Raw genomic sequence first — 26,289 nt, forward strand, 5'->3', positions numbered from 1 at the left:
TGAACCCGGACAGCGCCCGGCAGGGCTACGACCGGGACCGCCAGGTGCGGGTGGCCGTCCTCGGGGTCGGCATGATGGGCCAGGACCACGCCCGCCGGCTGGCGACGCTGACGGCCGGCGCCGAGCTCGTCGCCGTCAGCGACGTCGACGTGGCGCGCACCGACGCCGTGGCGAAGGAGTTCGGGGTCCGCGCGATCCACGACCCCAAGGCCGCCATCGTCGACCCCGAGGTCGACGCCCTGGTCATCGCGACGCCGGGCTTCACCCACGAGGAACTGGTCCTGCTGGCCCTGGAGGCGGGCAAGCCGGTGCTGTGCGAGAAGCCGCTGACGACGTCCGCGGAGACCTCCCGGCGCATCGTCGAGCGGGAGGCCGAGCTCGGCCGCCCGCTCGTGCAGGTCGGCTTCATGCGCCGCTTCGACGCCGGCTACCAGCAGTTGCGCGCCGCCATCGCCTCCGGCGACCTCGGCGCCCCGCTGTTCCTGCACTGCGCGCACCGCAACGCCACGACGCCGCCGAACTTCAACTCCGAGCAGCTCATGCTCGACTCGGTGGTGCACGAGGTGGACGCCACGCGCTACCTGACCGGGGAGGAGATCGTCGCGGTCCGCGTCCTCGCGCCGCGCTCGACCACCTCCGCGCCCGAGGGCCTGCTCGACCCGCAGTTCGTCATCATGGAGACCGAGTCCGGCGTCCTGGTGGACGTCGAGATCTTCGTGAACACGACGTTCGGGTACGAGGTCCGCACCGAGCTGGTGGCCGAGAAGGGCCAGGCCCGCATCGGCCAGCACGAGGGCATGGTGACCCAGTCCGCCGCCGGGTGGGGCGGGTCCATCGCCAAGGACTTCAAGGAGCGCTTCGGCGCCGCCTACGACACCGAGTTCCAGCGCTGGATCGACGCGGTCCGCGACGGGCGCAACGTCGACGGCCCGGGCGTGTGGGACGGCTACGCCGCCGCGGCCGTCTGCGCCGCCGGCGTCGAGTCCCTGCGGACGGGGCAGCGGGTCGAGGTCGACCTCGGTCCGCGCCCCTGACCCCGGGGCGACGCTGCGGCGGCCGGCCGATCCGGTCGCCGCAGCACCACGGATGCACCGCCCGGCCCGGCCGTCGGCGCAGGTGATCACCACGAAGGGCCGGACCGACCGCCGATCCGCACCGTGCGGACGGCACCTGTCGACGAGGATGGGGAGCATGAAGACGTCTCGCAGAGGTTTCCGCACCACGGCCCTGCTCGCGGTGGCCGCTCTCGGCCTGGCCGCCTGCAGCAGCTCCGGTGGTGCCCAGGACGACGAGGACACCGCCGGTGGCGGTGAAGCGGCGAGCACCCCGAAGTACAAGGTCGCGCTGGTGACGCACGCCTCCTCCGGCGACACCTTCTGGGACATCGTCCGCAAGGGGGCTGAGGCGGCGGCCAAGAAGGACGGCATCGAGCTGCAGTACGTGAACAACGACAACGCGTCCCAGCAGGCCACCCTGATCCAGAACGCCGTGGACTCGAAGGTGGACGCCATCGCGGTGACGATGCCGAACGTCGGCCCGCTCACGGCGTCGATCGCGAACGCCCAGTCGGCCGGGATCCCGGTCATCGGGCTCAACGCCGGGTACAACGACTGGAAGGAGCAGAACCTCATCGGCTACTTCGGCCAGGACGAGGCCATCGCCGGGCAGGCCGGTGGGGCGCGGCTGGCCGAGGAGGGCGCGAAGAAGGTCCTCTGCGTGATCCAGACGCAGGGCCAGTCGCAGCTGGAGGACCGCTGCAAGGCGATCACCACCGGCCTCGGCGCGGCCGGCACGGTCGAGAACATCTACGTCAACGGCACCGACGCGGCCGCGACGCAGTCCACGATCACCGCCAAGCTGCAGCAGGACACCAGCATCGACCACGTCATCACCCTCGGGGCCCCGATCGCGCTCATCGCGGTGGACTCCGTGCGGGAGTCGGGCAGCGCCGCCAAGATCGCCACCTTCGACACCAACGGTGAACTCGTGGCCGCCATCAAGGACGGCAGCGTCGCGTGGGCGATCGACCAGCAGCCGTACCTGCAGGGCTACGAGGCCATCGACGCCCTGTGGCTGTACCTGACCAACGCCAACACCCTCGGGGGTGGTGAAGCGGTCCTGACCGGACCGGCGTTCATCGACTCCGAGAACATCGACGCGGTGTCCGAGTACGCGAAGGCCGGCACCCGCTGACCTGAGCACCGCACCGCACGCACCACTCCGGACCCCGGTGGGCTCTGCCCACCGGGGTCCTCCCGTTCCCGGTGGGCGGACCGGGGAGGTGGCGCGACCGCGGGCGAGCACCCCGTGGCACCCTGCCCCCAGGTGGTCGGCGGGTGGCGGGGAGGGGGGACCGGTGGCGGTCGAGGAGGCGGTGGACGTCCACGCCGAGCGGCGGCGGCTGGTGGCGCTGGCGTACCGGGTGCTCGGCACGACGGCCGAGGCCGAGGACGCCGTGCAGGAGACGTACGTCCGCTGGTACCGGATGGGCGAGGCCGAGCGGGCGGCGGTGGCGAACCCGGCGGGCTGGCTGACGACGGTCGCGAGCCGCGTCTGCCTCGACGCGCTCGGGTCGGCGCGGCACCGCCGGGAGAGCTACGTGGGGCAGTGGCTGCCCGAACCGGTCCCGGCGCAGCACTTCACCGGGGCGGCGGCGGAGGCGGCCGACCCGTTCGAGCGGGTCAGCCTCGAGGAGTCGGTGAGCACGGCGGTGCTGGTGGTCATGGAGGCCATGACGCCGGCGGAACGGGTCGCGTTCGTGCTGCACGACGTGTTCGCGCTCCCGTTCGGCGAGATCGCGACGATCGTGGGCCGGACCCCGGCCGCGGTGCGGCAGCTGGCGTCCTCGGCGCGGCGGCGGGTCCGCGAGCGCGGGGCGGTGGGGGTGGACCGCACGGTGCACGACGACGTCGTCCGGGCGTTCGCGCACGCCGCCGGCACGGGGGACCTGGCGGCGCTGTCCGCGCTGCTGGACCCGTCGGTGACGCTGACCAGCGACGGCGGCGGGGTGGTCAGCGCGGCCCGGCGGCCGGTGCTGGGCGTCTCGAACGTGGCGCGGTTCGTCCTGGGCACGATCGCCCAGGACCCGGCGCTGCGGCTGGAACCCGCCGTCACCGGGGACGGGCTGGCGTTCCGCGTGGTGCGCGGGGACGAGGCGACCGGGGTCGAGGTGCGCGGGGTGGTGAACTTCGGCGTCGTGGACGGGCGGGTGCGCGACGTGTGGATCCAGGTGAACCCGGCCAAGCTGCGGACGTGGGGCGCCCGCCCGTGACGGGGCCCCGGCCGCCGGTCCGCGCGGTCGGGGCCCCGGGCCGGGGTCAGACCCCGGCGAGGGCCGCGGCGTCCCGCAGCACCTCCGCGGCCACCTCGAGGCCCTCGACGCGGCCGAGCTCGACGTCCTCGTGCTCGATGTTGCAGGCCATGTCGGGGTCGACCTCGTGCAGCGCGCGCAGGAACTCGGCCCAGAACGCGGTGTCGTGGCCCTTGCCGAGGGCGACGAAGTCCCAGGCGGACTCCTTCGGCCACTCGTTGACCCACTCGTCGCCGCCGAGGTTCGTGCGGTCCTCGGACGGGTCGAGACGCCGGAAGCGGTTGTCGAGCACGCCGTGGATCGCGGCGGCCGGGTTGATCCGGACGTCCTTGGCGGCGGCGTGGAACACCAGCGGGCCGAGGTCGCGGACGACGGCGACGGGGTCCATCTGCTGCCAGAACAGGTGCGAGGCGTCGAGCTCGACACCGAGGTGCGTGGTGCCGGCGCGCTCGACGAGCTCACGGACGCTCGCCGGGTTGAAGACGAGGTTCTGCGGGTGCAGTTCGAGCGCCACCTTGACGTCGAGGTCGCGGCCGAGCGCGTCGATCTCCTGCCAGAACGGGACGGCGACGGACCACTGGTGCTCGAGGATGTCCAGGTCGCGGGAGTTCCAGGCGTTGACGACCCAGGTCGGGTGGACCGCGGTGGCGTCGGCGCCGGGCAGGCCGGACATCGTCACGACGCGGTGCTGGCCGAGGCGGTGGGCCAGCCGGATCGAGCGGCGGACGTCCTCGGCGTGCTCGGCGCCGATGACCTCGTTCGGGTGCAGCGGGTTGCCGTTGCAGTTCAGGCCGGCGGGGGAGACGCCGGTGCCCTCGAAGATCCCGAGGAAGTCGTCGCGGGCGGTGTCGCTGACGAGGATGTCGTCGAAGGTGGGGACGTGCACGGCCGGGAGGAAACCGCCGGTGTTGATCTCGATGCCGGTCAGGCCGAGTCCGGCGATGACCTCCAGGGCCTCGGGCAGCGAGCGGTCGTGCAGGATCGCGTCGTAGACGCCGAGCTTCATCGCTTCTCCTCCTGGTCGGCTCAGTCGACGGGGACGGGTTCGCCGGTGCCGTCGGCGGCCTTCGTGACCGCCTCCAGCACGCGCAGGTTGTGCAGGCCGTGAGCCATCGGCGGCACCACGGGCAGGTCGCCGATCGGGGTCCCGACGCCCCCGGCGATCTCGTTGAGGAACGCCCGGCACTGGAAGGTGAAGAAGTCGTTCTGGCCGTGGCCGACGCTGGGGAAGTCCATCGGCAGGCCGCCGGCGACGTAGGGGTGCGCGGGGCCCACGAGCACCTGGCGGTACCCGCTGACCGCGCCGGGGGCGGTGTGGTCGGCGATGGTGAACTCACCCGTGCGGTTGAGGTCGAAGGCCCCGGCGCCGTTCTCGGTGAAGATCTCGAAGCCGAGGCCGTTGGGCAGGCCGTGGGCGATGCGGGAGACCGAGAACGTTCCGGTCGCGCCGTTCGCGAACGTCGCGGTGAAGGTGACGAGGTCCTCGTTCTCGACGTCCTCGAACTCGGTGCCGATCTCGGCCATCGCGTGCCCGACGACGGCGCCGACGGGTTTCGGGCGGCGCGCGGTGACCTGGGAGAACACGGTGCCGCGCACCGACTCCAGCGGCCCGCAGAAGAACTCGCCCAGGTCGACCAGGTGGCTGCCGATGTCGGCCAGCGCGCCCGAGCCCAGGCCGCCCTTGTACCGCCAGCTGATGGGCGCGTCCGGGTTGGCGGCGTAGTCGCACCAGTAGTGCCCGTTGAAGTGGCGGACCTGGCCGAGGTGGCCGTTGAGCACCTGCTCGCGCAGGCCGTTGATCGCGGGGGAGCGGCGGAAGGTGAACCCGACGGCGGCGACCTGGTCGGGGTGGGCGGCGGCCGCGGCGACCATGGCCTCGGCGTCGGCGACCGAGGGGGCCAGCGGTTTCTCGCACAGGACGTGCTTGCCGGCGGCGAGCAGCCCCTCGACGATCTCGCGGTGCAGGTGGTTGGCGACGACGACGCTCACGGCGTCGACGTCGTCGGCCTCGGCGATCGCCTGCCAGCTCGTCTCGGCGCGCTCGTAGCCGTAGCGGGCGGCGGCGGCCTGCGCGAAGGGGGCGTGCGCGTCGGCGACGGCGACGAGGCGCACGGGCGGCAGCCCTTCGCCGTGGGGGCCGCCGGCGAGCGTGGTGGCGGCGCGGTAGCCGGCGGTGTGGGCGCGGCCGGCCATGCCGGCGCCGATGACGGCGACGCCGAGGGGGCGGGTTCGGGTGGCGGACATCCTCGTGGGCCTTCCGGGGGCAGGGGTGGGGGAGCGCCAGCGGGGGCGCGGACCGGCTTTCAAACCGGTTTGAACCGCTGCGAGTAGAATCGGTTCGATCCACCGTCGCTGTCAAGCTGCCCCAGGAGGTCCGGTGCCCGGTCCGGTCGGTCGCCCCACGATCAAGGACGTCGCCGCGCTGGCGGGCGTCTCCAAGGGGATGGTGTCCCTGGCGCTGCGGGGCGCTCCGGGGCCGAGCGCGCAGACCGCCGCCCGCGTGCTGCGCGCCGCCGAGGAGCTCGGCTACCGCGCGGACCGGGCCGCGAGCTCGCTGGCGCTGCGCCGCACGCGGCTGCTCGGGGTCGCGATGAACGTGCGCAACGCCTACCACGCCGAGCTCGTCGAGGAGCTGGTGTCGGCGGCCGGGGAGACCGGGTACGAGGTGGTCCTGGCGGCGGTGACCCGCACCCGCGGCGAGCGGGCCGCCGTCGAGACGCTGCTGGACTCCCGGTGCGAGGCGCTGCTGCTGCTCGGTCCCGGCTCCAGCGCCGCCGAGCTCGCCGAGCTCGACGCCCGCACCCCGGTGGTGGTGCTGGGGCGCCGGGCCCGCGCGGGGTCGGCGCCGGGGCGCGGCCCCGACGTCGTGCGCGCCTCGGACGAGGTGGGGATGCGGCTGGTGGTCGAGCACCTCGCCGCGCTGGGGCACCGCGACCTGCTGCACGTCGGCGGGGGACCGGGGGACATCGCCGAGGACCGCCGCGCGGGGGTGGAGGCGGCCGCGGCGGCCCGGGGCCTGCGGGTCCGCACGGTCCAGGCGGGTTTCGACGAGGAGGCCGGGGTGGTCGCGGCCCGCCGCGCGCTGGGGGAGGGGTGGGCGCCGACGGCCGTGGTGGCCGCCAACGACCGGGTGGCGGTCGGGTTCCTGGACGTGCTGAACCGCGAGGGCGTGACCGTCCCGGGCGACGTCTCGCTGACCGGGTACGACGACAGCCCGCTGGCCCGGCTCGGGCACGTGCGGCTGACGTCGGTGAGTCAGGACCCGGCCGAGCAGGCGCGTTGCGCGGTGCGGCTGGCGGTGGGCCGGCTCGACGGCCCGGGGGACGAGGGCGAGACCGGGGGCGGTGGGGCCGTCGACGTGGTGCTCGAACCGCGGCTCGTGGTGCGCGGCACGACCGGGGGTCCCGGCGCCGGGCTCGCATGTCAGAATGACAGGACAAACTAGTCCTGGAGGTTCCCGTGCCCCTGCTCCGCTTCGACCTCGTCGCCGGCCGCACCCCGGCCGAGCTCACCGCGCTGCTCGACGCCGCGCACGCCGCCGTCGTGGAGGCCTTCACCGTCCCCGACGGCGACCGCTACCAGGTCGTCCACCAGCACCCCGCGGGCGAGCTGGTCGTCCACGACACCGGCCTGGGCATCGAGCGCACCCGGGACGTCGTCGTCCTGCAGGTGACCAGCCGCCGGCGCTCCCAGCAGCAGAAGGAGGCCTTCTACCGGCTGCTGACGCGCAACCTCCAAGAGCAGGCCGGCGTCGCCCCCGCCGACGTCGTCGTCTCGATCGTCGAGAACTCCGACGCCGACTGGTCCTTCGGGCACGGCCGCGCGCAGTTCCTCACCGGCGAGCTGTAGCCGCCCCGGTGGCCGTGTGCGAGGCTGTCCGGCGAAGCACGCACAACTGAACACACGGCCGCTGCGCCCCGGCGGGAGAGCTCCACCGCCCGCGGTGGACACCGAAGGAGCAACCACCCCGGAACCTCTCAGGTCCACGTACCGCCACGGGCAGGCCGCTCTGGAAAGCAGGACCCCCCGGGGTCCTCACCGACGGGGAAAGCCCGTGCGCGGCGCCGCGCACCGGGTGAAGCTCTCAGGTCCCGTGACAGAGGGGGTCCACCCGGCCGCACCCGCGGCCGCGACGAGAGGAGCCCCGTGACCACCGCCGCCACCCCCACCGCCAGCCCGCTCGCCGCCCGGCACGCGGCCCTCGGCGCCTCCTTCACCGACTTCGCCGGCTGGTCCATGCCGCTGCGCTACACCTCCGAGCTCGCCGAGCACCGCGCCGTGCGCGAGACCGCCGGCCTGTTCGACCTCTCCCACATGGGCGAGATCCGCGTCACCGGCCCCGGCGCCGCCGCCGCCCTCGACGCCGCCCTCACCGGCCGCCCCTCCGCGATGCCCGTCGGCCGCGCCGCCTACGGCCTCGTCGTCGACGCCGACGGCGGCATCGTCGACGACCTCGTCACCTACCGCCTCGGCGAGCAGGAGTTCCTCGTCGTCGCCAACGCCGCGAACGTCGAGCCCGTCGTCGTCGCCCTCGCCGACCGGGCCCGCCCCCACGACGCGCACGTCGCCGACGAGACCGCCCGCTGGGCCCTGCTCGCCGTCCAGGGCCCCGCCTCCGCCGCGGCCCTCGCCCCCCTGGTGGACGCCGACCTCGGCGCGCTCGGCTACTACCGCTGCACGCCCGCCATCCTGGGCGGCACCGACGTCCTGCTGGCCCGCACCGGCTACACCGGCGAGGACGGCTTCGAGGTCCTCGTGCCCGTCGCCGACGCCGAGCGCGCCTGGGACCTCCTGCTGGCCGCGACCCGCGAGCACGGCGGCGTGCCCGCCGGGCTGGCCTGCCGCGACACCCTGCGCCTGGAGGCCGGGATGCCGCTGTACGGGCACGAGCTGCGCCGCGACGTCACCCCCTACGCCGCCGGCCTCGGGCGCATCGTGCACCTCGACAAGGACCCCGGCACCGTCGGGCTGGACGCGCTGCGGCGCCTGGCCGCCGAGGAACCGCCGCGCGTCCTCGTCGGGCTCGCCGGCACCGGCCGCCGCGCCCCCCGGGCCGGGTACGCCGTCGTCTCCGGCGGTGCGGTCGTCGGCGAGGTCACCAGCGGGGCGCTGTCCCCGACGCTGGGCCACCCCGTCGCCCTGGCCCTCGTCGACCGCGCCCACGCCGCCCCCGGCACCGCCCTGGGCGTCGACGTCCGCGGCACCGAGCTGCCCGTGCAGGTCGTCGCGCTGCCCTTCTACCGCCGGGAGCGCTGAGGCGTGAGCGGACCGCTGTCCGTCTTCGACATGTTCTCGATCGGCATCGGCCCCTCGAGCTCGCACACCGTCGGCCCCATGCGGGCCGCGCGCGCCTTCGCCGAGGACCTCGACCTGGACCGGGTGCACTCGGTCACCGTCGACCTGCTCGGCTCCCTGGGAGCCACCGGCCGCGGCCACGGCAGCGACCGGGCCGTCGTCCTGGGACTGCTCGGGGAACGCCCCGAGGACGTCGACCCCGACGCCGTCGAGGGGTACCTCCGGGAGGTCCGCCGGACCCGGGAACTGCCGCTGCTGCGCCGGCGCACCATCGGCTTCGACCCCGACGCCGACGTCCGGCTGGACGGGCGGACGTCGCTGCCGGCCCACCCCAACGCCATGGTGCTCACCGCCCGCGACGCCGCCGGTGCCGTCGTCGCCGAACGGACGTCCTACTCCGTCGGCGGCGGGTTCGTGAAGGACCACCCGCTCGAACCCGACGCCCCCGTCGCCGATCCCGGCCCGGGCCTGCCGTGGGGTTTCCGCACCGGCGCCGAGCTCCTGGAGAACTGCCGCGCCACCGGCCTGGGCATCGCGGACCTGGTGCGCCGCAACGAGGAGAGCCTCCGGCCCGCCGCCGACGTCGACGCCGGGCTGCTGCGCGTCTTCACCGCGATGCGGGCCTGCGTCGACCACGGCCTGGTCACCGACGGGGTGCTGCCCGGCGGGCTCGGCGTCCGCCGCCGCGCGCCCGGGCTGCACCGGCAGCTGCTCGCCGAGGAGGGCCGCTCCGGCTCCGACGTCCTGCACGCCATGGACTGGGTGAGCCTGTTCGCGCTCGCCGTCAACGAGGAGAACGCCGCCGGCGGGCGGGTCGTGACCGCCCCCACCAACGGGGCCGCGGGCATCGTCCCGGCCGTCCTGCACTTCTACCGCCGCTTCGTGCCCGGCGCCGACGACGCCGGGACCGTCCGGTTCCTGCTCGCCGCCGGCGGCGTCGGCATCGTCCTGAAGGAGACCGGCTCCATCTCCGGGGCCGAGGTCGGCTGCCAGGGCGAGGTCGGGTCCGCGAGCGCGATGGCCGCCGCCGGGCTCACCGAGGTCCTCGGCGGGACCCCCGAGCAGGTCGAGAACGCCGCCGAGATCGCCGTCGAGCACCACCTCGGGCTGACCTGCGACCCCGTCGGCGGGCTCGTGCAGATCCCCTGCATCGAGCGCAACGCCGTCGGCGCCACCACCGCCATCCACGCCGCCCGCACCGCGATGCGCGGCGACGGCCGGCACGTCGTCAGCCTCGACACCGCCATCGCCACGATGCGGCAGACCGGCGCGCACATGCGCTCGGAGTACAAGGAGACCTCCCTGGGCGGGCTGGCGCTCACCGTGGTGGGCCGCCCGGCCGTGGGGGTCAACGTCCCCGAGTGCTGAGCCCCGCGCGGCGGACGTCGTCGTCGACGGCCGCCGCGAACGCCGTGACCGCCTTGCGGGCCGGTCGGTCCGGGGTGGGGCGGACCGTGGCCAGCGACAGCGACCACGCCAGGTCCCCGGCGGCGCCGAGCCGGACCGGCTGCTCGTGGACCCCGGCCGGCACCGGCACCGTGCCGGGCACGAGCGCGACGCCCAGGCCCGCGGCGACGTAGGCGGGGAACGTGGACACGTCCGGGACCTCCAGGACGACCGCGCGCCGGGCCCCGGCCCGCTCGAACAGCGCGTCCACCTGGAGCCGGTTGCCGAACCCCGGCGGCCCGTCGATCCACCGCTCCCCGGCCAGGTCGGCCAGGTCGAGGGGGGAGGGCGAGGCCAGCGGGTGCGCGCGGGGCAGCAGCAGCCGGAAGCTCGTGCGCACCAGCGGCCTCAGCTCCACCCGCCCCGGCGGGCGGAACGGCCAGGACAGGAACGCCACGTCGAGCTCACCCTCGACCAGCGCCCGCAGCAGCCCCCGCGAACCGTCCGCCACGACGCGCATCGACACCGAGACCCGCGGGTGCGCCGCGGTGAACCGGTGCAGCAGACGGGGCAGGTCCACGGGCTGCATCGTCGTGACGACGCCCACGGCCAGCGGGCCGGAGGGCCCGTCCCCGGCCTCGCGGACCACGGCGCGGGCCTCCCCGACCCCCGCCAGCACCCGGCGCGCCTGCGGCAGCAGCGCCCGGCCGGCGTCGGTGGGCACGGCCCGGCGGGACGTGCGGGTGAACAGCACGGCGCCCAGGTCCTCCTCCAGCGCGCGCACCACCGTGCTCACCGCCGACTGCGCCGCCCCCAGGCGCCGGGCCGCGGCGCTGATCGTCCCGGTCTCCACCACGGCCAGGAACACCTCGAGCTGGCGCAGCTCCACGACCCCTCCCACCGCCTCACCCGTCGCAGCGGCCATCGCTGTGGACGATGGATGCTCCCACCGCCCAGCGCTGGGACGGAAGGTCGGGGGCGCCGGCCGGTTGCAGCGGGCATGACCTCGCCCCGCCGGCACCGCCTCGGCTTCCTGATCGTCGCGACCGCCTTCGCCACCGCGATGGCCTTCGCCACCGTGCCCACGCCCCTGTGGGCCCTGTACCGGCTCCGCGACGGGCTGCCGACCGTCGTGGTCACCGTCGCCTTCGCCGTCTACGCCGCCGGGGTGGCGATCACCCTGTTCACCGTCGGGCACCTGTCCGACCACCTCGGCCGCCGCCGCGTCCTCGTCCCCGCCCTGGCCCTCGAAGCCGTCGCCGCGCTGGCCCTGACCCTCACGCCGGACGTCGTCGTGCTCATCGCCGCCCGGCTGCTCACCGGCCTGGCCGTCGGGGCCGTCACCCCCACCGCGACCGCCTGGCTGGCCGAGCTGCACGGGCGCACGGCCTCCCGCCGGCCCGGCACCGCCGCCGTCGTGGCGACCGCCGCGAACCTGGGCGGCCTCGGCCTCGGCTCCCTCGCCGCCGGGTTCCTCGTCGGGCACCTCGGCGACCCGCTGCGCGTGCCGCACCTGGTCTTCCTGGCCCTGCTCGTCGCCCTCACCGCCGCCGTGGCCCTCGCCCCCGAGACCGTCCCCGCCGGCGTGCGCGCCGAGCACCGCCCCTACCGCGTCCAGCGCCTCGTCGTGCCCGCCGAGGCCCGCGGCCGCTACCTCGCCGCGGCGCTCGCCTCCTTCGGGCTGTTCGCCGTGATGGGCCTGTTCAGCTCGCTGGCCCCCGCCGTCCTGACCTCCCTGGGGCACCCCGGGGCGGTGGCCGCCGGCGCCACGGCGTTCTCCGTGTTCGCCGCCGCGGCCCTCAGCCAGGTCCTGCTCGTGCGGCTGCACCCGCACCACCAGGTGCGGCTCGGGCTCGTCCTGACCGCCGCCGGGGTCCTCGTCCTGGGCTCGGGGGTCCTGGCCGGGAGCGTCGTCCTGTTCACCGGCGGCGGGGTCGTCGCCGGCGCCGGGGTCGGCGTCCTGCTCAAGGGGTCGCTGGCGACGGCGACCGCGCTGGCCCCCGCCGCCGCGCGCGGCGAGGCGGCCGCGGGCATCTTCCTGGCCGGGTACCTGGGCATGGCCGTCCCCGCCCTCGCGGTCGGGTTCAGCTCCTCGGCCGGGGTCGCCCTGGACGTCTCGGTGCCGGCCCTGGCCGCCGGCGTGCTGCTCGTCCTGGCCGCCGTGGCCCTCGCCCTGCACCGGGACCCCGCACCGGCCGCGGCCCCGGTGCCCCCGGCGCCCGCCGGGGCCGGGGACCGGGTGCGAGCATGAGGCGGTGCCCACCCGCCGCCGAACCGACCCGGGCGAGGGGATGACCGCCCTCCGCCTCGCCGTCCAGACCCTCGACGAGGGCGCCACCCCCACCCGCGCCGTGCTCGCGACCGCCGTCCGGTACGCGCTGGAGGAGCTGGCGGCCCGCCACCCCGGCGGCAGCGTCGAGGTCCGCGTGCCGCCCTTCGCCGCCGTCCAGGTCCTCCAGGGCCCCAGGCACACCCGCGGCACCCCGCCAGCCGTCGTCGAGATGGACGCACCCACCTGGCTGGCGCTGGCCACCGGGTCGCTGACCTTCGATCAGGCCCGCGCGGCGGGGCGGGTGCGGGCCAGCGGCCAGCGCGCCGACCTCGGCGCCCTGCTGCCGCTGGTGGCGCCGCCGGACGCCGGAGCACGTACCGTTCTCCCGTGAGCGAGCAGTCCCAGCCCCCGCCGGCGCAGCCCCCCGCCGAGGAGGGCGCGGCCCCCGGGGCCGAACGCGAGGCCGAGCGCGAGGGCACGGCGTTCGTGCAGGTCACCCGCCGCCGGGCCCCCCGGTTCCGCGCCTTCGCCGTCACCGGCCTGCTGCTGGCCTTCGTCGTCGCCGCGGTCGTCGCGTTCACCACCCCGCCCTCGGCGGGGTACTCCCAGCAGGCGCTGTTCGGCTACCTGTTCTGCTCCCTGGGGCTCGTGCTCGTCCTGCTCGGGGCGCTCGTCGCGGTGCTCGTGGACCGGCGCACCGGGACCCGTCCCGAACCGCGCGAGCGGCGCGGCAAGCGCCGCGGGGTGTGACACACTCGACCCGTGGCCCGCGGTGACGGACGTCTGAACCACGACCTGCTCCCCGGCGAGAAGGGCCCTCAGGACGCTTGCGGCGTCTTCGGGGTCTGGGCGCCGGGTGAGGAAGTCTCCAAGCTCACCTTCTACGGCCTCTACGCCCTGCAGCACCGGGGCCAGGAGGCAGCCGGCATCGCCGTCAGCAACGGCGAGCAGATCCTCGTCTTCAAGGACACCGGTCTGGTGTCCCAGGTCTTCGACGAGTCCGCCCTGGAGTCCCTGCAGGGGCACATCGCGGTCGGGCACGCCCGGTACTCCACCACCGGCGGCGGGGGCTGGCAGAACGCCCAGCCGACCCTGGGCGACACCGCCGGCGGGACCGTGGCGCTGGCGCACAACGGGAACCTGACGAACCAGTTCGCGCTGCGCGACATGCTCGCCGAGCGCTACCCCGAACAGGCGCCGCAGCTGCCGCTGCGCGGGCGCCCCTCGCCCAGCGAGATCGCCCGCGGGAACACCACGGACACCGCGATCCTCACGGCCCTGTTCCGCGGCGACCCCGACCACACCCTCGAGGCCACCGCCGCCGAGGTCCTGCCGCACGTGCAGGGCGCCTTCTCCCTCGTCTTCATGGACGAGCACACCCTGTACGCCGCCCGCGACCCGCAGGGCATCCGCCCGCTCGTCCTCGGCCGCCTCGAACGCGGCTGGGTGGTCGCCTCGGAGACCCCCGCGCTGGACATCTGCGGCGCCAGCTTCGTGCGCGAGGTCGAGCCCGGTGAGCTCATCGCCATCGACGCCGACGGCCTGCGCAGCACCCGGTTCGCCGAGGCGAAGCCCAAGGGCTGCGTCTTCGAGTACGTCTACCTCGCCCGCCCGGACACCTCGATCAACGCCAAGGTCGTGCAGGAGGCGCGCGTCGAGATGGGCCGCGTGCTCGCCCGCGAGCACCCCGTCGAGGCCGACCTCGTGATCCCCACCCCCGAGTCCGGGACCCCCGCCGCCATCGGCTACGCCGAGGAGTCCGGCATCCCCTACGGCCAGGGCATGGTCAAGAACTCCTACGTGGGCCGGACCTTCATCCAGCCCAGCCAGACGATCCGGCAGCTCGGCATCCGGCTCAAGCTCAACCCGCTCAAGCACGTCGTGGCGGGCAAGCGGCTGGTCGTCGTCGACGACTCCATCGTCCGCGGCAACACCCAGCGCGCTCTCATCCGGATGCTGCGCGAGGCCGGGGCCGCCGAGATCCACGTCCGGATCTCCTCCCCGCCGGTGAAGTGGCCCTGCTTCTACGGCATCGACTTCGCCACCCGCGCCGAGCTCATCGCCAACGGCCTGTCCGTGGAGGACATCGCCCAGAGCATCGGGGCCGACTCCCTCGGGTACATCTCGGCCGACGGGATGATCGCCGCGACCGACCAGCCGGAGGACCGGCTGTGCACGGCCTGCTTCACCGGCCGCTACCCCGTGCCGCTGAACGACCTCGACCGCCTCGGCGAGCACTCGATGGACAAGCCGCGCATCCCGATCACCCCCGTCGACCGCCACGAGAGCCACCAGGGAGCACAGCAGTGACCGGAACCACCTACGCCTCCGCGGGCGTCGACGTCGTCGCGGGGGACCGCGCCGTCGAGCTCATGAAGGCGTCCGTCGCCCGCACGCAGGGCCCGGAGGTGGTCGGTGGCTTCGGCGGGTTCGCCGGCCTGTACGACGTCTCGGTGCTGAAGGACTACCGCCGTCCGCTGCTGGCCACCAGCACCGACGGCGTCGGCACGAAGGTCGCGGTCGCGCAGGCCGTCGACCGGCACGACACGATCGGGTCCGACCTGATCGGCATGGTCGTCGACGACATCGTCGTCTGCGGCGCGACGCCGCTGTTCATGACGGACTACATCGCCTGCGGCCGGGTCGTCCCCGAGCGGATGGCCGCGATCGTCGCCGGCATCGCCCGCGCCTGCGAGGAGGCCGGCGTCGCCCTCGTCGGCGGCGAGACCGCCGAGCACCCCGGGCTGCTCGGCCCGGAGGAGTACGACGTCGCCGGTGCCGTCACCGGGGTCGTCGAGCACGACGAGCTGCTCGGCGCCCACCGCGTGCAGGCCGGGGACGTCCTGGTCGCGATGGCCTCGTCCGGGCTGCACTCCAACGGGTACTCCCTGGTCCGGCGCGTCTTCGCCGACGCCGGCTGGGCCTACGACCGGCACGTCGAGGAGTTCGGCCGCACGCTCGGCGAGGAGCTGCTCGTCCCCACCCGCATCTACGCCCGGCCCGCGCTGGCGACGCTGGCCACCGGTGGGGTGCACGCGATGAGCCACGTCACCGGTGGTGGCCTGGCCGCGAACCTGGCCCGCTGCCTGCCCGAGCACGTCACGGCCGAGGTGGACCGCTCGACGTGGACGCCCGGTGCGGTCTTCCGCCTGGTGCGCGACCTCGGCGGCGTGCCCGCCGACGACCTCGAGCGCACCCTCAACCTGGGCGTGGGCATGCTGGCGGTCGTGGCGGCCGACAGCGCGCAGGCGGTCGTCGACACGGTCGAGCGCGCCGGCATCCCGGCGTGGGTGTGCGGTGAGGTCCGGGAACGGACCGAGGCCGACGGTGCGAGCAACGGCAAGGGGATCGCAGGAGGCGTGACGCTCCTCCGGGGTTCTCACCAGGGCTGGTGAGGTCCGGGGGAGCGCCACGCCTCGTGCGCTACCGCGAGCTACTGCGCGATCTGGTCCTGCGTGCGTCCGGTCAAGCCCGACGCTTGGACGACCAGTCGTCGTAGTCGTCCGTGGCGGTGTACTTCGACCAGTTCTCGGGGTTGTCGTCCGAGTCGTCGTCTTCCACGTCAGACTCCGGCGCCTCGGGGGCGGTGTCGCGCCCCGTCTGGCGGTACGGGTCGGGCCCGTGAAGCTCACGTTGCAGAGCGTTGTAGTCGGTGTCGGGACTGAAGTACTTCAGCTCCCGAGCGACCTTCGTCTGCTTGGCCTTCTGACGGCCGCGCCCCATGGCGTCGACCCCCTCGCGCGTCGGCCGGGGCGGTCTGTGCCACCCCGGAGCAGCTGTCATCTCTCCGTGCCCCCAAAGGTACAGGTTCAGGAGACGTTCCGGCATCCCGGTCGGGCGGTCCGGTCCCGGACGGGTCAACGCGGCCGGTCCCGGCCCCCTCCCGGCCCCCTCCCCACCACCGCCGAGCCCGCTCCGCGGCGTCCCGCCGATCGTGTTAGCTGTGCCCATGACCAGCCCCAGGACCAGCACAGGAGCCGGTGGGGCCGCGCGCGCCGTGGCCGGGATCGACTCCTCGACGCAGTCGTGCAAGGTCGTCGTCCGCGACGCCGAGACCGGTGAGCTGCTGCGGATCGGGCGGGCCGCGCACCCCGACGGCACCGAGGTCGACCCCGCGCACTGGTGGCGCGCCCTGGAGGAGGCCGTCGCCGACGCCGGCGGGCTCGACGACGTCGCCGCGATCGCCGTCGGCGCCCAGCAGCACGGCTCGGTGCTGCTCGACGAGACCGGCGGGGTCGTCCGGCCCGCGCTGCTGTGGAACGACGCCCGCTCCGCGGCGGCCGCGCAGGCGCTCACCGACGAGCTCGGCGGCCCCCGGGCGTGGGCCGAGCAGGTCGGCAGCGTCCTGGTCGCCTCCCTCACCATCACCAAGCTGCGCTGGATCGCCGAGCACGAACCCGAGAACGCGGCCCGCACCGCGGCGGTCTGCCTGCCGCACGACTGGCTGACCCACCGGCTCAGCGGGTCGGACCGGCTCGTCACCGACCGCGGCGACGCCAGCGGCACCGGGTACTGGTCGCCGGCCGACGGCCGCTACCGCGAGGACCTGCTGGAACGGGCGTTCGGCGCGGTGCCCGCGCTGCCGGAGGTGCTGGGCCCGGACGTCGCGGCCGGCACCAGCCGCAGCCCGCTGTCGGACGGGGCCCTGCTGGCGCCCGGAACGGGCGACAACATGGCCGCCGCCCTCGGCGTCGGCGCCCGCGTCGGCGACGTCGTCGTCTCCATCGGCACCTCCGGCGTCGTGAGCGTCGTGAGCGACCGGCCCACCCGGGACGCCAGCGGCCTCGTCGCCGGCTTCGCCGACGCCACCGGCCGCTACCTGCCGCTGGTCTGCACGCTCAACGCCGCCCGCGTGCTCGACTCCGCCGCCCGGCTGCTCGGCGTCGACCACGCCGAGCTGTCGCGGCTGGCCCTGACCGCCCCCGCGGGCAGCGGCGGGCTCGTCCTGGTGCCCTACCTGGAGGGTGAGCGCACCCCCGTCCGCCCCGACGCCACCGGCGCCCTGCACGGCCTGACGCTGGCGACGTCCACCCCCGCCCACCTCGCCCGCGCGGTGGTCGAGGGGCTGCTGTGCGGGCTCGCCGACGGCCTCGACGCGCTCGTCGCGCAGGGCGTCGAGGTCGGGCGGGTCGTCCTCGTCGGCGGCGGCGCCCGCTCGGAGGCGGTGCGGGTCCTGGCCCCGGCCGTCCTGGGCCGCCCCGTCGTGGTGCCCGAACCGGGGGAGTACGTCGCCGACGGCGCGGCCCGGCAGGCGGCGTGGGTGCTCGCCGGCGGCGACGAGCCGCCGCAGTGGTCCCTGGGCCGCTCGCAGACGTTCGAGGCCGACCCCACCCCGGCCGTGCGCGAGCGCTACGCGCAGGTGCGCGACCTGACGGCCACCCGGGTGTGAGGTCCGGTCACGGCGCGCGGTGCGCCCGCTTGTCCTCGTACATGCGGGCGTCGGCCTCGGCCAGCACCGCGTCCGTGGACCGGTCCGGGTCGTCCTCCGCCCAGCCCACCGACAGGCCCACCCGGGCCCCCTCGGCGACCTGCACGACGCTGCGCCGCAGCCGCCGGGCCAGCGCCTGCACGTGCTCGGCCGGGACGGGCTCGACCAGCACGACGAACTCGTCCCCGCCCACGCGCGCGACGGTGTCGCCGGGGCGCACCTCCGCCGCGAGCCGTCGCGCGACGTCGACGATGACGGCGTCCCCGACCCGGTGGCCGAACGCGTCGTTGACCGCCTTCAGACCGTCGACGTCGCACAGCAGCACGAACGTCCGCAGCCCCGTACCGGCCCGGGCCCGGGCGCGGGCCCGCTGCCAGCGGTCGGCCAGCAGGGCCCGGTTGGGCAGGCCGGTGAGGGCGTCGTGCCGGGCGCGGTGACCCAGCTCCCGCTCGGCGGCGAGGCGCTCGGTGACGTCCCAGACGGCCAGGACGACGTGCTCGGCGGCGCGGGAGCGGGCCACGACCTCCACGCGCAGGTCCGGCCGGGCCCGCGGGCGCACCCGCACCGGCCCCAGCCGCTCACCGGGCCGGCTCGCCGCCCGCGCCAGGGCCCGGGCGGCCCGGTCCCGGTCGCGGTCCACGACGAGGTCCAGCACGTCGGTGCCCACGAGGTCGGCGGGAGCGGCCGTGACGAACCGCGCGACGTCCGGGGAGGCCCACAGGACGGTCGAGCCGGACAGCAGGACCGTCGCGGGCGCGTGCGCGGCGAGGGCCCGCCAGTCGGCCCCCGCGGGGGTCACGAGCCGGCGGTGCCGGACCGTCCGGCCAGGTGGTCGCCCACCCCGGCCAGGGCCGCGGCCGCGGCCGTCGTCGTCAGCACCGCCGGCCACGGCCCGACGCGCTTCGACAGCGGGTGGGAGGCGCCGACGAGCCCGACGGTGCCCAGGGCCAGCGCGGCGGCCAGCGCGGGGGAGCGCCGGCCCCAGCGGGGCAGGGCCGCGCCGAGCCCGGCCAGCAGGGCCACCCCCGCCAGGCGCCGGTTCCCGGTGCCGCGGCCGACGGCGTAGCCGCCGAGGACGGCGGGGGCGATGAGGGCGGGGCTGGGGATCGTCGGCACGCCAGGAGGCTACCCGCGCCCCCGGACGGTCGGCCCCCCGCTCCCGGGCGAGCGGCTCCAGCGGGCGCGGCGGCGGTGCGTGCAGCGGTCACCGGTACCGGTTCAGGTCACGACGCGGTGCAGCAGCACCTCCCCGGCCACCCCCAGGGGCAGCACCAGCAGCGACCAGGCCGCCGCCGCGCCGGCGCCCCGGGCCCGCGTCCCGGCCACCCGCGCGGCCGGCGCGGTGGCGCCGAGCACCGCCACCAGGGCGGCGCCGAGGACGCAGAAGACGACGGCGTCACCGGTGTAGCGCAGGTAGTAGCCGTAGGTGACCGCGCCCTCCGCGAGGAACACCCCGCCCAGCAGCGCCGCCCCCAGCGCGGCCACCCGCCGCGACGCGGCGCGCCGCCACCACCACCCGGCCAGCCCGAGGACCGGCCCCCCGAGCAGGCCGGTGCCGGCCCACAGCGCGACCGTGGCGGGGTTGACGCCGAAGCCCCGCAGGGCGGACGTGGCGTAGTAGCCGGCGACCTCCCCGGAGCACACCAGGACGCCGGCCAGGACGGCGACCCCGGCCCGCCTGCTCCACGCGCCGACCAGGAACGCCGGGGCGACCCAGGGACCCACCGCGTTCGCCAGCCCGGCGAAGGGCCAGGGCAGCACCGTCTGCAGGCCGGACGTCGCCGCCCCCCAGAGCAGACCGACCAGCACCGCCGCCCCGAGCGCCGGCGCCGCGCCGAGACCACCCCCCGCTCCGGTGCGTCGGCCCCCGGGTCCGGGAGCGGGGGGTGGGGTCGTCGTGGCGGCGGGATCGGTCACGGTCGAAGGTTCCCGCACCGCGGGTGGGCGCCGCGTCACCGCGGGGGCGGATCGTCGGGCGCGGTCCCTCATCCCGCGGGAGCACCCCGTGGCGGTTCAGGCCGCGCTGAGCTCGGCGCGGTGGGCCCGGGCGAACTCGGCGACGGTCGTGGCGGGTCGTCCCAGCAGGTCGGGGACGTCGCTGGTGCACAGCCGCCCGTCGTCCGCGCCGCGGCGCACGACGTCGACGAACTGGTGGACCAGGCCCCTCGCCTGCCACCGGGGGACCCCGGTGGCGCGCAGCACGCCGTAGAAGGCGGGGGCGGGCACGTGGACGTAGCGCACGCGGTGCCCGAGGGTCGCGGTGAGGATGTCGGCGACCTCGGGGTAGGACAGGGGGCGGTCGCCGGTGAGGCGCAGGACCCGGCCTCCCTCGCCGGGTCCTCCCTGCGCGGCGGGGTCGGTGAGGACGCGGGCGGCGACGGCGGCGACGTCGACCACGTCGATCCAGGCGGTGGCCCCGTGCCCGCTGGTCTGGGGGAGCCACCCGCGGCGGATGGCGCCCGCTTCCACCAGCAGGTTCTTGGTGAAGGCGCCCGGCAGCAGGAGCGTCCAGGCCAGGCCGCTGCGCCGCAGGTGCTCGTCGGCCAGGGCGTGGTCGCGGGCCCAGGGGATGGCCGAGCGGGGGTTGGCGTCGGAGGCGGAGACCTTGACCACGTGGCGGACCCCGGCGGCGACGGCGGCGTCGATCGCGTCGCGGTTCTGGCGGAACTGCTGCGGGCCGGGAGGGGTGTTCAGGAAGACCTGGTCGCACCCGCGCATCGCCTCGCGCAGGCTCGCGGCGTCCTCGAAGCTGCCCAGGACCGCGTCGACGCCGCGCTCGGTGAAGGCGCGCACCTGGGCGGGGCGCCGGCACAGCACGCGGAAGGGGACCTGCCGGGTGGTCAGCTCCTCGACGAGGTGGGTGCCGATGTCGCCGGTGGCTCCGGTGACCAGGGTGAGCGGGGTGGTGGCGCTGTCCTGTCGGCGGGTGGGTGCGGGCACGTGGACCTCTCTAAGTAGCAGGAACCTGTTGGTGAAAGACTGCACCGCACCCGAGGAGGTGGCAACCCGACCGTGGACCTGACCGAAGGCGACATCGACGCCCTGGTGACGTGGTCGCTGATCCGCGCCGCGCACCGCGCCCAGCGGGAGCTGACGGCGCTGTTCGCCGAGCACGGGCTCTCCCCGGTGCAGTTCGGGGTGCTCTCGCACCTGGCCACCGGCGCCGCGTTCACCCAGGCCCAGCTGGCGCGCGAGGTCCTGGTGCGCCCGCAGTCGATCACCGGGGTGCTGGACGGGATGGAGGAGCGGGGGCTGATCGCCCGGGGCTCGGAGCGCTCCAAGGGACGGCGCAACCCGCTGGCCCTGACCGCCGCGGGTCGCGAGCTGCTGGCCGAGGTGTGGCCGGCGGTGCGGGAGGCCAACCGGCCGGAACGGCTGGGCATGAGCGCGGCGGAGGTGGCGGCGCTGAACGGCGTCCTGCTGAGGATGGTCCAGGGACCCCGGTGACGTGCCCGTGGCGCCGGTGCCCCGCCGGCGCCCCGCCGGGCGCGGGTCTGCCGCTCACCCCGGCCGGTGCGGCACGATCGGGGGGTGAGCGGTGTCCACGGGGGTCAGGTCGTCGCCGTCAGCCGTGACGGCGAGCACCGGTTCAGCAAGGTCGTCACCGACGTGATCACCCTGCTGGCCGGGCTCGGTGTCGAGGGGGACGCCCACGCCGGCACCACCGTCCAGCACCGTTCCCGGGTCGCGGTCGACCCGACGCGACCGAACCTGCGGCAGGTGCACCTCATCCACGGCGAGCTGCACGACGAACTGCGCGCGGGAGGTTTCGAGGTCCACCCGGGCGACCTGGGGGAGAACGTCACCACCCGCGGCCTGCACCTGTTGGACCTGCCGCGCGGGACCCGCCTGCACCTGGGTCCGGAGGCGGTCGTGGAGCTCACCGGGCTGCGCAACCCGTGCGCGCAGATCAACGCCTTCCAGCCGGGCCTGCTGAAGGCCCTCACCCCGCGCGACGCGGAGGGGAACGTGGTGCGCAAGGCCGGGGTGATGGCCGTCGTGCTGGCCGGCGGGCCGGTCCGCGCCGGCGACGCGGTGGTCGTCGAGGTGCCGTCGCGACCCTGGCAGGCCCTCGAACGCGTCTGAGCGGGGCCGGGTACGGACGACGAAGGCCCCGGCGCGGTGCGCCGGGGCCCTCGTGACGTGGAACTCCAGGTGGCCAGGAGCGGGGTCGAACCGCTGACCTTCCGATTTTCAGTCGGACGCTCTACCAACTGAGCTACCTGGCCGTGCCGGGCCGGGTGAACCGGCACGACGAGCGACCCCGACGGGACTCGAACCCGCGACCTCCGCCGTGACAGGGCGGCGCGCTAACCAACTGCGCTACGGGGCCTCAGTGAGGCCTTGTCTTGCTTGCCTCGCGGCCTTGCTTGCAGCAACCTTACCCGATCCGCGGGAGTGGTGGTGACCACCCTCTGGACCGGAGTCCCTGCGTACCCCCAACGGGATTCGAACCCGTGCTACCGCCTTGAAAGGGCGGCGTCCTAGGCCACTAAACGATGGGGGCGCACCCCGGCGTTGCCGTCGGGGCCCGTCCAGCATAGGGGACGGGCAGGAGTGCTGCCGACGAGGCCCCCGGTCGCCCGGGGTCAGGCCGCCCGGCCGGTCCCCGGGACCGACAGCCGCCGCGACGCCACCACCGGCCGGCGGCCCCGCGCGATGGAGCGGGTCACCGCCTCGGGGTCGGTGTGCAGCAGGTCCCGCACGGCCTGCTCGACCGCGCCGTGGGTCGCCGGGTGCCCGAAGCCGCCCGACCCCAGGTCCTCCAGCGCGGGGGCGATCGTCACGCCGTCGCCGAACAGGTCGACCACCCGCGGGTCGATGTAGCTGCTGCGGCACACGCTCGGCGTGTTGCCCAGGTACTCCGAGACCTCCGCGCACGCCCGCGTCACCGCGCGCTTGCGGGCCGTGGGGGTGCCGGCCACCGGCAGCGACACCGCCAGCGCCACCGCGGCCAGGACGGTCGCGTGCCACGTCCGGAAGTCCTTGGCGCTGACGTCCGGCCCGATCGTCTCGTGCAGGAAGTCGTTGACGTCGTCGGCGGTCACGTCGTGCCAGCCGCGCGGGGTCCGCCACACCAGCAGGTCGTCCCCGCCGCCGCGGCGGCGCTTCAGGGAGCGCACCACCTCCCGCACCGCCGGGTCCGAGACCACCGCCGTGCGGTCCTTGCCGGACTTCGCCACGTAGGAGAACACCAGGTCCTCCCCGCGCTGGTGCACGTGGTCGCGGCGCAGCGTCGCCAGCCCGTACGAGCCGTTCTCCTCGGCGTAGCTGTCGCCGCCGACCCGGAAGAAACCCAGGTCCAGCAACCGGAAGGCGGCGGCCAGGACGCGCTCGCGGGTCAGGCCCGACCCCTGGAGGAGGTCGCTGACGCGCTCGCGGGCCGCGGGCAGCCGGGCGGCGACCTCCAGCACCCGGTCGTGCTTGGCCCGGTCCTGCTCCAGCCGCCACTGGGGGTGGTAGCGGTACTGGCGCCGGCCCCGGTCGTCGGTGCCGACGGCCTGCAGGTGCCCGTTGGGGTACGGGCAGATCCACACGTCGGTGTAGGCCGGCGGGATCGCCAGGGCGCTGATCCGGGCGATGACGTCGGGGTCGTCGATGCGCTCACCCGCGGTGTCCAGGTACGACCAGCCGCGGCCCCTCCGGCGCCGGGAGAAACCGGGCGAGGAGACGGACACACGACGCAGACGGGCCACGAGACGATGGTGCAGAGTGGTGCGCGACGATGCACCCCGAAGGCCGGAGGAACTGCCGTGGATCCCGTGCAGGCGTTGCGGCGCACCGCGTTCCTGCTGGAACGCGAACGGGCCAGCACCTACCGGGTGCAGGCGTTCCGCGGGGCCGCGGCGGCGCTGCTGGCCCTGCCCCCCGACGAGTTCGACGCCCGGCTGGCCGCCGGGACGCTCACCGCGCTCAAGGGCGTGGGGACGTCGTCGGCCGAGATCGTCACCCAGGCCGCCGCCGGCCGCACCCCCGACCGGCTCGCCGCGCTCGAGGAGGCCGCCGGACCCCTCGTCGAGGGCGGGGAGGAGCTGCGGGCGCAGCTGCGCGGGGACCTGCACGCGCACACCGACGCCAGCGACGGCGGCAGCCCCCTGGTCGAGATGGCGTTCACCGCGGCCGAGCTCGGCCACGAGTACCTCGCCGTCACCGACCACTCCGAGCGCCTGAAGGTCGCGAACGGCCTCACCCGCGCGCGCCGCGAGGAGCAGTTGGCCCAGATCGCGGCGCTGGCCGCGCCGCTGGCGCCGTTCCGGCTGCTGTCCGGCATCGAGGTCGACGTCCTGCGGGACGGGACCCTGGACTGCCCGCCGGACCTGCTCGCCCGGCTCGACGTGGTCGTCGCCTCCGTCCACTCCGAGCTGCGGATGCCCCGCGACGCCATGACCCGCCGCCTGCTCGCCGCGATCGGGTCGGGGCGGATGGACGTCCTGGGCCACTGCACGGGCCGGATGGTCACCGGCGGCCACGGGCGGGTCGGGGCGGGGGGACGCCCGCCCAGCGAGTTCGACGCCGCCGCCGTGTTCGCCGCGTGCGTCGAGCACGACGTCGCCGTCGAGATCAACGCCCGCCCCGAGCGCCTGGACCCCCCGCGCGCGCTGCTGCGGCAGGCCGTGGAGGCCGGGTGCCTGTTCACGCTGTCCACCGACGCCCACGCCCCCGGGCAGCTCGACTGGCAGCCCTACGGGTGCGCCCGGGCCCAGGAGTGCGGCGTGCCGGCCGACCGGGTCGTCACGACCTGGCCGGCCGAGCAGGTCCTGGAGTGGACGCGGCGACGCCGCGCTGCCCACGCGTGACGCGCAGGAACTCCAGCTTCTCCTCGTCGACCGACCCCGCCGGCGCCGTGTAGACGACCAGGCGGACGTCGGAGCCCGGGGCGGTCAGGACGTCGCAGTCGCACGTCACGTCGCCCACGTCGGGGTGCTCGATCGTCTTGCGCGCCGACACGTGCCGCCCCACGGCCCCGGTGTCCCACAACCGGGAGAACTCGGCGCTGTCCCGGCGCAGCTCCTCCACCAGGCCCGCCAGCCGCCGGTCGCGGGGGTGGTCGGCCAGCGCCGTCCGCAGGTCCGCGACCAGCGCGGCCGGCATCCCGGGGTCGGCGTGGCGCACCGGCCACCGCGACAGGCGCGCGGGCACCCCCGTGAACACCGCCCGCACCAGGCTGCGCTGCTCCTCCGCCAGCCCGGAGGGGTCGCCGATCAGCGCCGCCCACGACGGCGTCCAGGACAGCAGCCGCCAGTCGGCGCTGAACACCCCCACCGGGAACTCCCGCAACCGGGCCACCATCCGCTGGATCCCCGCCGGGACGTGGTCGGAGACCACCCCGTCCGCCGGGGGCAGCAACCCGGCCAGCCGGTGGGCGTGGTCGCGCTCGGCCGGGTCCAGCTGCAGCGCCCGGCACAGCGCGGCGACCACCTGCGCCGACGGGTTCGTCGCCCGCCCCTGCTCCAGGCGCACCACGTAGTCGACCGACAACCCGGCCAGGTCGGCCAGTTCCTCGCGCCGCAGGCCCGCCGCCCGGCGCCCCGCCCGCGCGCTCAGCCCCACGTCCAGCGGTGAGAGCCGGTCGCGCCAGCGGCGCAGGGCGGTTCCGAGGTCCTCCACCGCGCCATCGTCCCCCGCGCGCCCTCGATCAGCCTGGTACCGGTGGTCCTCCCGTCGCGGGGGGCACTGGCCCGCCCCGTCCCGCGGGGCGAGGGTTCCGGCATGACCACCACCTTCATCACCGGAGCGAACAAGTCCCTCGGCTACGAGACGGCCCGCCGGCTCGTCGAGGCCGGGCACACCGTCCTCGTGGGGGCGCGCGACCCGCAGCGCGGACGGGCCGCCGCCGACGCCCTCGGCGCCCGGTTCGTCCAGATCGACGTCACCGACGACGCGTCCGTCGCGGCCGCGGCCGCCGACGTCGCCGCGCACGAGGGGACCGTCGACGTCCTCGTCAACAACGCCGGCGTCGCCGGGTCGCACGCCCCGGCCGACGAGCTGACCGCCGCCGACCTGCACGCCGTCTACGACACGAACGTCGCGGGGGTGGTGCGGGTGACGCACGCGTTCCTGCCGCTGCTGCGCCGCTCGGCGAACCCCGTCGTCGTGAACGTGTCCAGCGGGCTGGGGTCGTTCGCCGCGACGCACGACCCGGACCGCGTGGAGTCGAGTCTCGCGGCGCCGCTGTACACCTCCTCCAAGGCGGCGCTGACGATGCTGACGACGCAGTACGCGAAGGCGCTGCCGGACGTGAAGTTCAACGCGGCCGACCCCGGGTACACGGCGACGGACCTCAACGGGCACTCCGGGCCCCAGACGGTGACGGAGGGGACCGACGCGATCGTCGAGCTCGCCACGATCGGGCCGGACGGGCCGACGGGTCAGTTCCGCGACCGGTCGGGGACCGTGGCCTGGTGAGGTTCCCGGCGGGGCGGCGAGCGCCCCGCCGGGTGCGCCCGCTCAGGGCAGCGGCACGGGGGCGACGAGCGGGTCCGGTTCCCGGCGGGTGCGGCCGGTGTCGGTGACGGTCGCCAGCCCCTCCCGGGCCCAGTACTCGAAACCCCCGATCAGTTCGCGCACCGAGGTGTACCCCATCGTGGCCAGGGTGAG

General features: G+C 75.7%; 27 protein-coding genes, 3 tRNA genes, 1 pseudogene and 2 riboswitches. Of the genes and pseudogenes, 17 read left to right on the top strand and 14 right to left on the bottom strand.

What is annotated here, in order from left to right:
* Positions 1-71: 71 nt before the first annotated feature.
* The 3 genes from ACRYM6_RS17085 to sigJ all read left to right on the top strand — a co-directional run bounded on the left by ACRYM6_RS17085 (position 72) and on the right by sigJ (position 3,271).
* Positions 72-1,034, top strand: coding sequence for a Gfo/Idh/MocA family protein (locus ACRYM6_RS17085; protein ID WP_432544108.1), 963 nt, complete (start codon positions 72-74; stop codon positions 1,032-1,034).
* Positions 1,035-1,191: 157 nt separating this feature from the next.
* Positions 1,192-2,193, top strand: coding sequence for a substrate-binding domain-containing protein (locus tag ACRYM6_RS17090; RefSeq protein WP_432544083.1), 1,002 nt, complete (start codon positions 1,192-1,194; stop codon positions 2,191-2,193).
* Positions 2,194-2,356: 163 nt separating this feature from the next.
* Positions 2,357-3,271, top strand: coding sequence for an RNA polymerase sigma factor SigJ (gene sigJ, locus ACRYM6_RS17095; protein ID WP_432544084.1), 915 nt, complete (start codon positions 2,357-2,359; stop codon positions 3,269-3,271).
* Between the two features lie 46 nt (positions 3,272-3,317).
* Here sigJ and ACRYM6_RS17100 read toward each other — a convergent pair whose 3' ends face one another.
* Positions 3,318-4,316 (bottom strand): sugar phosphate isomerase/epimerase family protein, encoded by a 999-nt coding sequence (locus tag ACRYM6_RS17100; protein WP_432544085.1) that lies wholly within the window; start codon positions 4,314-4,316, stop codon positions 3,318-3,320.
* Positions 4,317-4,336: 20 nt separating this feature from the next.
* Positions 4,337-5,554 carry a Gfo/Idh/MocA family protein gene (locus tag ACRYM6_RS17105; protein WP_432544086.1) on the bottom strand — a complete coding sequence of 406 codons (1,218 nt, stop codon included), beginning with the start codon at positions 5,552-5,554 and terminating at the stop codon, positions 4,337-4,339.
* 133 nt (positions 5,555-5,687) lie between these two features.
* On the opposite strand from ACRYM6_RS17105, the gene ACRYM6_RS17110 reads away from it, so the two are divergent.
* The 4 genes from ACRYM6_RS17110 to ACRYM6_RS17125 all read left to right on the top strand — a co-directional run bounded on the left by ACRYM6_RS17110 (position 5,688) and on the right by ACRYM6_RS17125 (position 9,973).
* Positions 5,688-6,755 carry a LacI family DNA-binding transcriptional regulator gene (locus ACRYM6_RS17110; RefSeq protein ID WP_432544087.1) on the top strand — a complete coding sequence of 356 codons (1,068 nt, stop codon included), beginning with the start codon at positions 5,688-5,690 and terminating at the stop codon, positions 6,753-6,755.
* Positions 6,756-6,769: 14 nt separating this feature from the next.
* Positions 6,770-7,159, top strand: a complete 390-nt coding sequence (locus ACRYM6_RS17115) for a tautomerase family protein (protein WP_432544088.1) — start codon at positions 6,770-6,772, stop codon at positions 7,157-7,159.
* Between the two features lie 62 nt (positions 7,160-7,221).
* A riboswitch (glycine riboswitch) is annotated at positions 7,222-7,313 on the top strand.
* A 1-nt stretch (position 7,314) separates the two neighbouring features.
* Positions 7,315-7,417, top strand: a riboswitch (glycine riboswitch).
* A 39-nt stretch (positions 7,418-7,456) separates the two neighbouring features.
* Positions 7,457-8,566, top strand: coding sequence for a glycine cleavage system aminomethyltransferase GcvT (gene gcvT / locus ACRYM6_RS17120; RefSeq protein ID WP_432544089.1), 1,110 nt, complete (start codon positions 7,457-7,459; stop codon positions 8,564-8,566).
* Between the two features lie 30 nt (positions 8,567-8,596).
* Positions 8,597-9,973 (top strand): L-serine ammonia-lyase, encoded by a 1,377-nt coding sequence (locus tag ACRYM6_RS17125; RefSeq protein WP_432544109.1) that lies wholly within the window; start codon positions 8,597-8,599, stop codon positions 9,971-9,973.
* Here ACRYM6_RS17125 and ACRYM6_RS17130 read toward each other — a convergent pair.
* Positions 9,954-10,916 (bottom strand): LysR family transcriptional regulator, encoded by a 963-nt coding sequence (locus ACRYM6_RS17130; RefSeq protein ID WP_432544090.1) that lies wholly within the window; start codon positions 10,914-10,916, stop codon positions 9,954-9,956. The genes ACRYM6_RS17125 and ACRYM6_RS17130 overlap by 20 nt on opposite strands.
* 75 nt (positions 10,917-10,991) lie before the next feature.
* On the opposite strand from ACRYM6_RS17130, the gene ACRYM6_RS17135 reads away from it, so the two are divergent.
* The 5 genes from ACRYM6_RS17135 to purM are packed head-to-tail and all read left to right on the top strand — an operon-like array spanning position 10,992 to position 15,658.
* Entirely contained in the window at positions 10,992-12,242 is a 1,251-nt protein-coding gene (locus ACRYM6_RS17135) for an MFS transporter (protein WP_432544091.1), read from the top strand.
* 40 nt (positions 12,243-12,282) lie between these two features.
* Positions 12,283-12,654 (top strand): sterol carrier family protein, encoded by a 372-nt coding sequence (locus ACRYM6_RS17140; RefSeq protein ID WP_432544092.1) that lies wholly within the window; start codon positions 12,283-12,285, stop codon positions 12,652-12,654.
* Positions 12,651-13,013 carry a hypothetical protein gene (locus ACRYM6_RS17145; protein WP_432544093.1) on the top strand — a complete coding sequence of 121 codons (363 nt, stop codon included), beginning with the start codon at positions 12,651-12,653 and terminating at the stop codon, positions 13,011-13,013. The genes ACRYM6_RS17140 and ACRYM6_RS17145 overlap by 4 nt, the downstream gene beginning before the upstream one ends.
* A 12-nt stretch (positions 13,014-13,025) precedes the next feature.
* Positions 13,026-14,573 (top strand): amidophosphoribosyltransferase, encoded by a 1,548-nt coding sequence (gene purF, locus ACRYM6_RS17150; protein ID WP_432544094.1) that lies wholly within the window; start codon positions 13,026-13,028, stop codon positions 14,571-14,573.
* Positions 14,570-15,658 carry a phosphoribosylformylglycinamidine cyclo-ligase gene (gene purM, locus ACRYM6_RS17155; RefSeq protein WP_432544095.1) on the top strand — a complete coding sequence of 363 codons (1,089 nt, stop codon included), beginning with the start codon at positions 14,570-14,572 and terminating at the stop codon, positions 15,656-15,658. The genes purF and purM overlap by 4 nt, the downstream gene beginning before the upstream one ends.
* A gap of 70 nt (positions 15,659-15,728) precedes the next feature.
* Here the strand turns inward: purM and ACRYM6_RS17160 are convergent, their stop codons facing one another.
* The gene (locus ACRYM6_RS17160) at positions 15,729-15,986 is read right to left on the bottom strand and encodes a DUF3073 domain-containing protein (protein WP_432512214.1); all 258 of its coding nucleotides are present in this window, start codon (positions 15,984-15,986) and stop codon (positions 15,729-15,731) included.
* Between the two features lie 226 nt (positions 15,987-16,212).
* Here ACRYM6_RS17160 and xylB point away from each other — a divergent pair, with 226 nt between their 5' ends.
* Entirely contained in the window at positions 16,213-17,652 is a 1,440-nt protein-coding gene (gene xylB, locus ACRYM6_RS17165) for a xylulokinase (RefSeq protein WP_432544096.1), read from the top strand.
* Positions 17,653-17,659: 7 nt separating this feature from the next.
* Here xylB and ACRYM6_RS17170 read toward each other — a convergent pair whose 3' ends face one another.
* From ACRYM6_RS17170 to ACRYM6_RS17185, 4 genes are all read right to left on the bottom strand, one after another.
* Positions 17,660-18,490, bottom strand: coding sequence for a GGDEF domain-containing protein (locus ACRYM6_RS17170; RefSeq protein WP_432544097.1), 831 nt, complete (start codon positions 18,488-18,490; stop codon positions 17,660-17,662).
* Complete coding sequence (locus ACRYM6_RS17175; protein ID WP_432544098.1) at positions 18,487-18,807, bottom strand: hypothetical protein; 321 nt, start codon at positions 18,805-18,807, stop codon at positions 18,487-18,489. The genes ACRYM6_RS17170 and ACRYM6_RS17175 overlap by 4 nt, the downstream gene beginning before the upstream one ends.
* A 102-nt stretch (positions 18,808-18,909) precedes the next feature.
* A complete protein-coding gene (locus ACRYM6_RS17180; RefSeq protein WP_432544099.1) occupies positions 18,910-19,608 on the bottom strand; it encodes a DUF6518 family protein in 699 nt (232 codons plus the stop codon).
* Between the two features lie 96 nt (positions 19,609-19,704).
* Positions 19,705-20,631: an NAD(P)H-binding protein gene (locus ACRYM6_RS17185; RefSeq protein ID WP_432544100.1), complete on the bottom strand. Its 927-nt coding sequence runs from the start codon at positions 20,629-20,631 to the stop codon at positions 19,705-19,707.
* 72 nt (positions 20,632-20,703) lie between these two features.
* On the opposite strand from ACRYM6_RS17185, the gene ACRYM6_RS17190 reads away from it, so the two are divergent.
* Together ACRYM6_RS17190 and ACRYM6_RS17195 are read left to right on the top strand one after the other, a co-directional pair.
* Entirely contained in the window at positions 20,704-21,138 is a 435-nt protein-coding gene (locus ACRYM6_RS17190; RefSeq protein ID WP_432544101.1) for a MarR family winged helix-turn-helix transcriptional regulator, read from the top strand.
* A gap of 84 nt (positions 21,139-21,222) precedes the next feature.
* Positions 21,223-21,777: an MOSC domain-containing protein gene (locus tag ACRYM6_RS17195; RefSeq protein ID WP_432544102.1), complete on the top strand. Its 555-nt coding sequence runs from the start codon at positions 21,223-21,225 to the stop codon at positions 21,775-21,777.
* 70 nt (positions 21,778-21,847) lie between these two features.
* Here the strand turns inward: ACRYM6_RS17195 and ACRYM6_RS17200 are convergent.
* The 4 genes from ACRYM6_RS17200 to ACRYM6_RS17215 form a co-directional block, all read right to left on the bottom strand.
* Positions 21,848-21,920, bottom strand: a tRNA-Phe gene (locus ACRYM6_RS17200).
* 30 nt (positions 21,921-21,950) lie between these two features.
* Positions 21,951-22,024 (bottom strand) — tRNA-Asp (locus tag ACRYM6_RS17205).
* A gap of 101 nt (positions 22,025-22,125) precedes the next feature.
* Positions 22,126-22,198: transfer RNA gene (locus tag ACRYM6_RS17210), tRNA-Glu, on the bottom strand.
* 82 nt (positions 22,199-22,280) lie between these two features.
* On the bottom strand, positions 22,281-23,387 hold the full coding sequence (locus ACRYM6_RS17215; RefSeq protein WP_432544103.1) for a DNA topoisomerase IB: 1,107 nt from the start codon (positions 23,385-23,387) through the stop codon (positions 22,281-22,283).
* Between the two features lie 57 nt (positions 23,388-23,444).
* Between ACRYM6_RS17215 and ACRYM6_RS17220 the strand changes: the two genes are divergently transcribed.
* Positions 23,445-24,488, top strand: a complete 1,044-nt coding sequence (locus ACRYM6_RS17220; protein ID WP_432544104.1) for a PHP domain-containing protein — start codon at positions 23,445-23,447, stop codon at positions 24,486-24,488.
* On the opposite strand, the gene ACRYM6_RS17225 is transcribed toward ACRYM6_RS17220, so the two are convergent.
* The gene (locus ACRYM6_RS17225; protein ID WP_432544105.1) at positions 24,424-25,299 is read right to left on the bottom strand and encodes a helix-turn-helix domain-containing protein; all 876 of its coding nucleotides are present in this window, start codon (positions 25,297-25,299) and stop codon (positions 24,424-24,426) included. The two genes, ACRYM6_RS17220 and ACRYM6_RS17225, sit on opposite strands and share 65 nt — an antisense overlap.
* A gap of 102 nt (positions 25,300-25,401) precedes the next feature.
* Between ACRYM6_RS17225 and ACRYM6_RS17230 the strand changes: the two genes are divergently transcribed.
* Complete coding sequence (locus tag ACRYM6_RS17230; protein ID WP_432544106.1) at positions 25,402-26,097, top strand: SDR family NAD(P)-dependent oxidoreductase; 696 nt, start codon at positions 25,402-25,404, stop codon at positions 26,095-26,097.
* 42 nt (positions 26,098-26,139) lie between these two features.
* On the opposite strand, the pseudogene ACRYM6_RS17235 reads toward ACRYM6_RS17230, so the two are convergent.
* Positions 26,140-26,289 (bottom strand): annotated as a pseudogene (locus tag ACRYM6_RS17235) (rhodanese-like domain-containing protein); the annotation flags it as partial.

The sequence above is a fragment of the Kineococcus rugosus genome, from assembly GCF_050871975.1.
Lineage (GTDB): Bacteria > Actinomycetota > Actinomycetes > Actinomycetales > Kineococcaceae > Kineococcus.

Bases quoted from the DNA above. Each gene is read 5' to 3' on its own strand.
- ACRYM6_RS17135 (WP_432544091.1), top strand. From the start codon at position 10,992: ATGACCTCGCCCCGCCGGCACCGCCTCGGCTTCCTGATCGTCGCGACC.
- ACRYM6_RS17090 (WP_432544083.1), top strand. From the start codon at position 1,192: ATGAAGACGTCTCGCAGAGGTTTCCGCACCACGGCCCTGCTCGCGGTG.
- ACRYM6_RS17130 (WP_432544090.1), bottom strand. From the start codon at position 10,916: ATGGCCGCTGCGACGGGTGAGGCGGTGGGAGGGGTCGTGGAGCTGCGC.
- ACRYM6_RS17100 (WP_432544085.1), bottom strand. From the start codon at position 4,316: ATGAAGCTCGGCGTCTACGACGCGATCCTGCACGACCGCTCGCTGCCC.
- ACRYM6_RS17125 (WP_432544109.1), top strand. From the start codon at position 8,597: ATGTTCTCGATCGGCATCGGCCCCTCGAGCTCGCACACCGTCGGCCCC.
- ACRYM6_RS17105 (WP_432544086.1), bottom strand. From the start codon at position 5,554: ATGTCCGCCACCCGAACCCGCCCCCTCGGCGTCGCCGTCATCGGCGCC.
- ACRYM6_RS17230 (WP_432544106.1), top strand. From the start codon at position 25,402: ATGACCACCACCTTCATCACCGGAGCGAACAAGTCCCTCGGCTACGAG.
- ACRYM6_RS17160 (WP_432512214.1), bottom strand. From the start codon at position 15,986: ATGGGGCGCGGCCGTCAGAAGGCCAAGCAGACGAAGGTCGCTCGGGAG.
- xylB (WP_432544096.1), top strand. From the start codon at position 16,213: ATGACCAGCCCCAGGACCAGCACAGGAGCCGGTGGGGCCGCGCGCGCC.
- ACRYM6_RS17140 (WP_432544092.1), top strand. From the start codon at position 12,283: ATGACCGCCCTCCGCCTCGCCGTCCAGACCCTCGACGAGGGCGCCACC.
- ACRYM6_RS17085 (WP_432544108.1), top strand. From the start codon at position 72: ATGATGGGCCAGGACCACGCCCGCCGGCTGGCGACGCTGACGGCCGGC.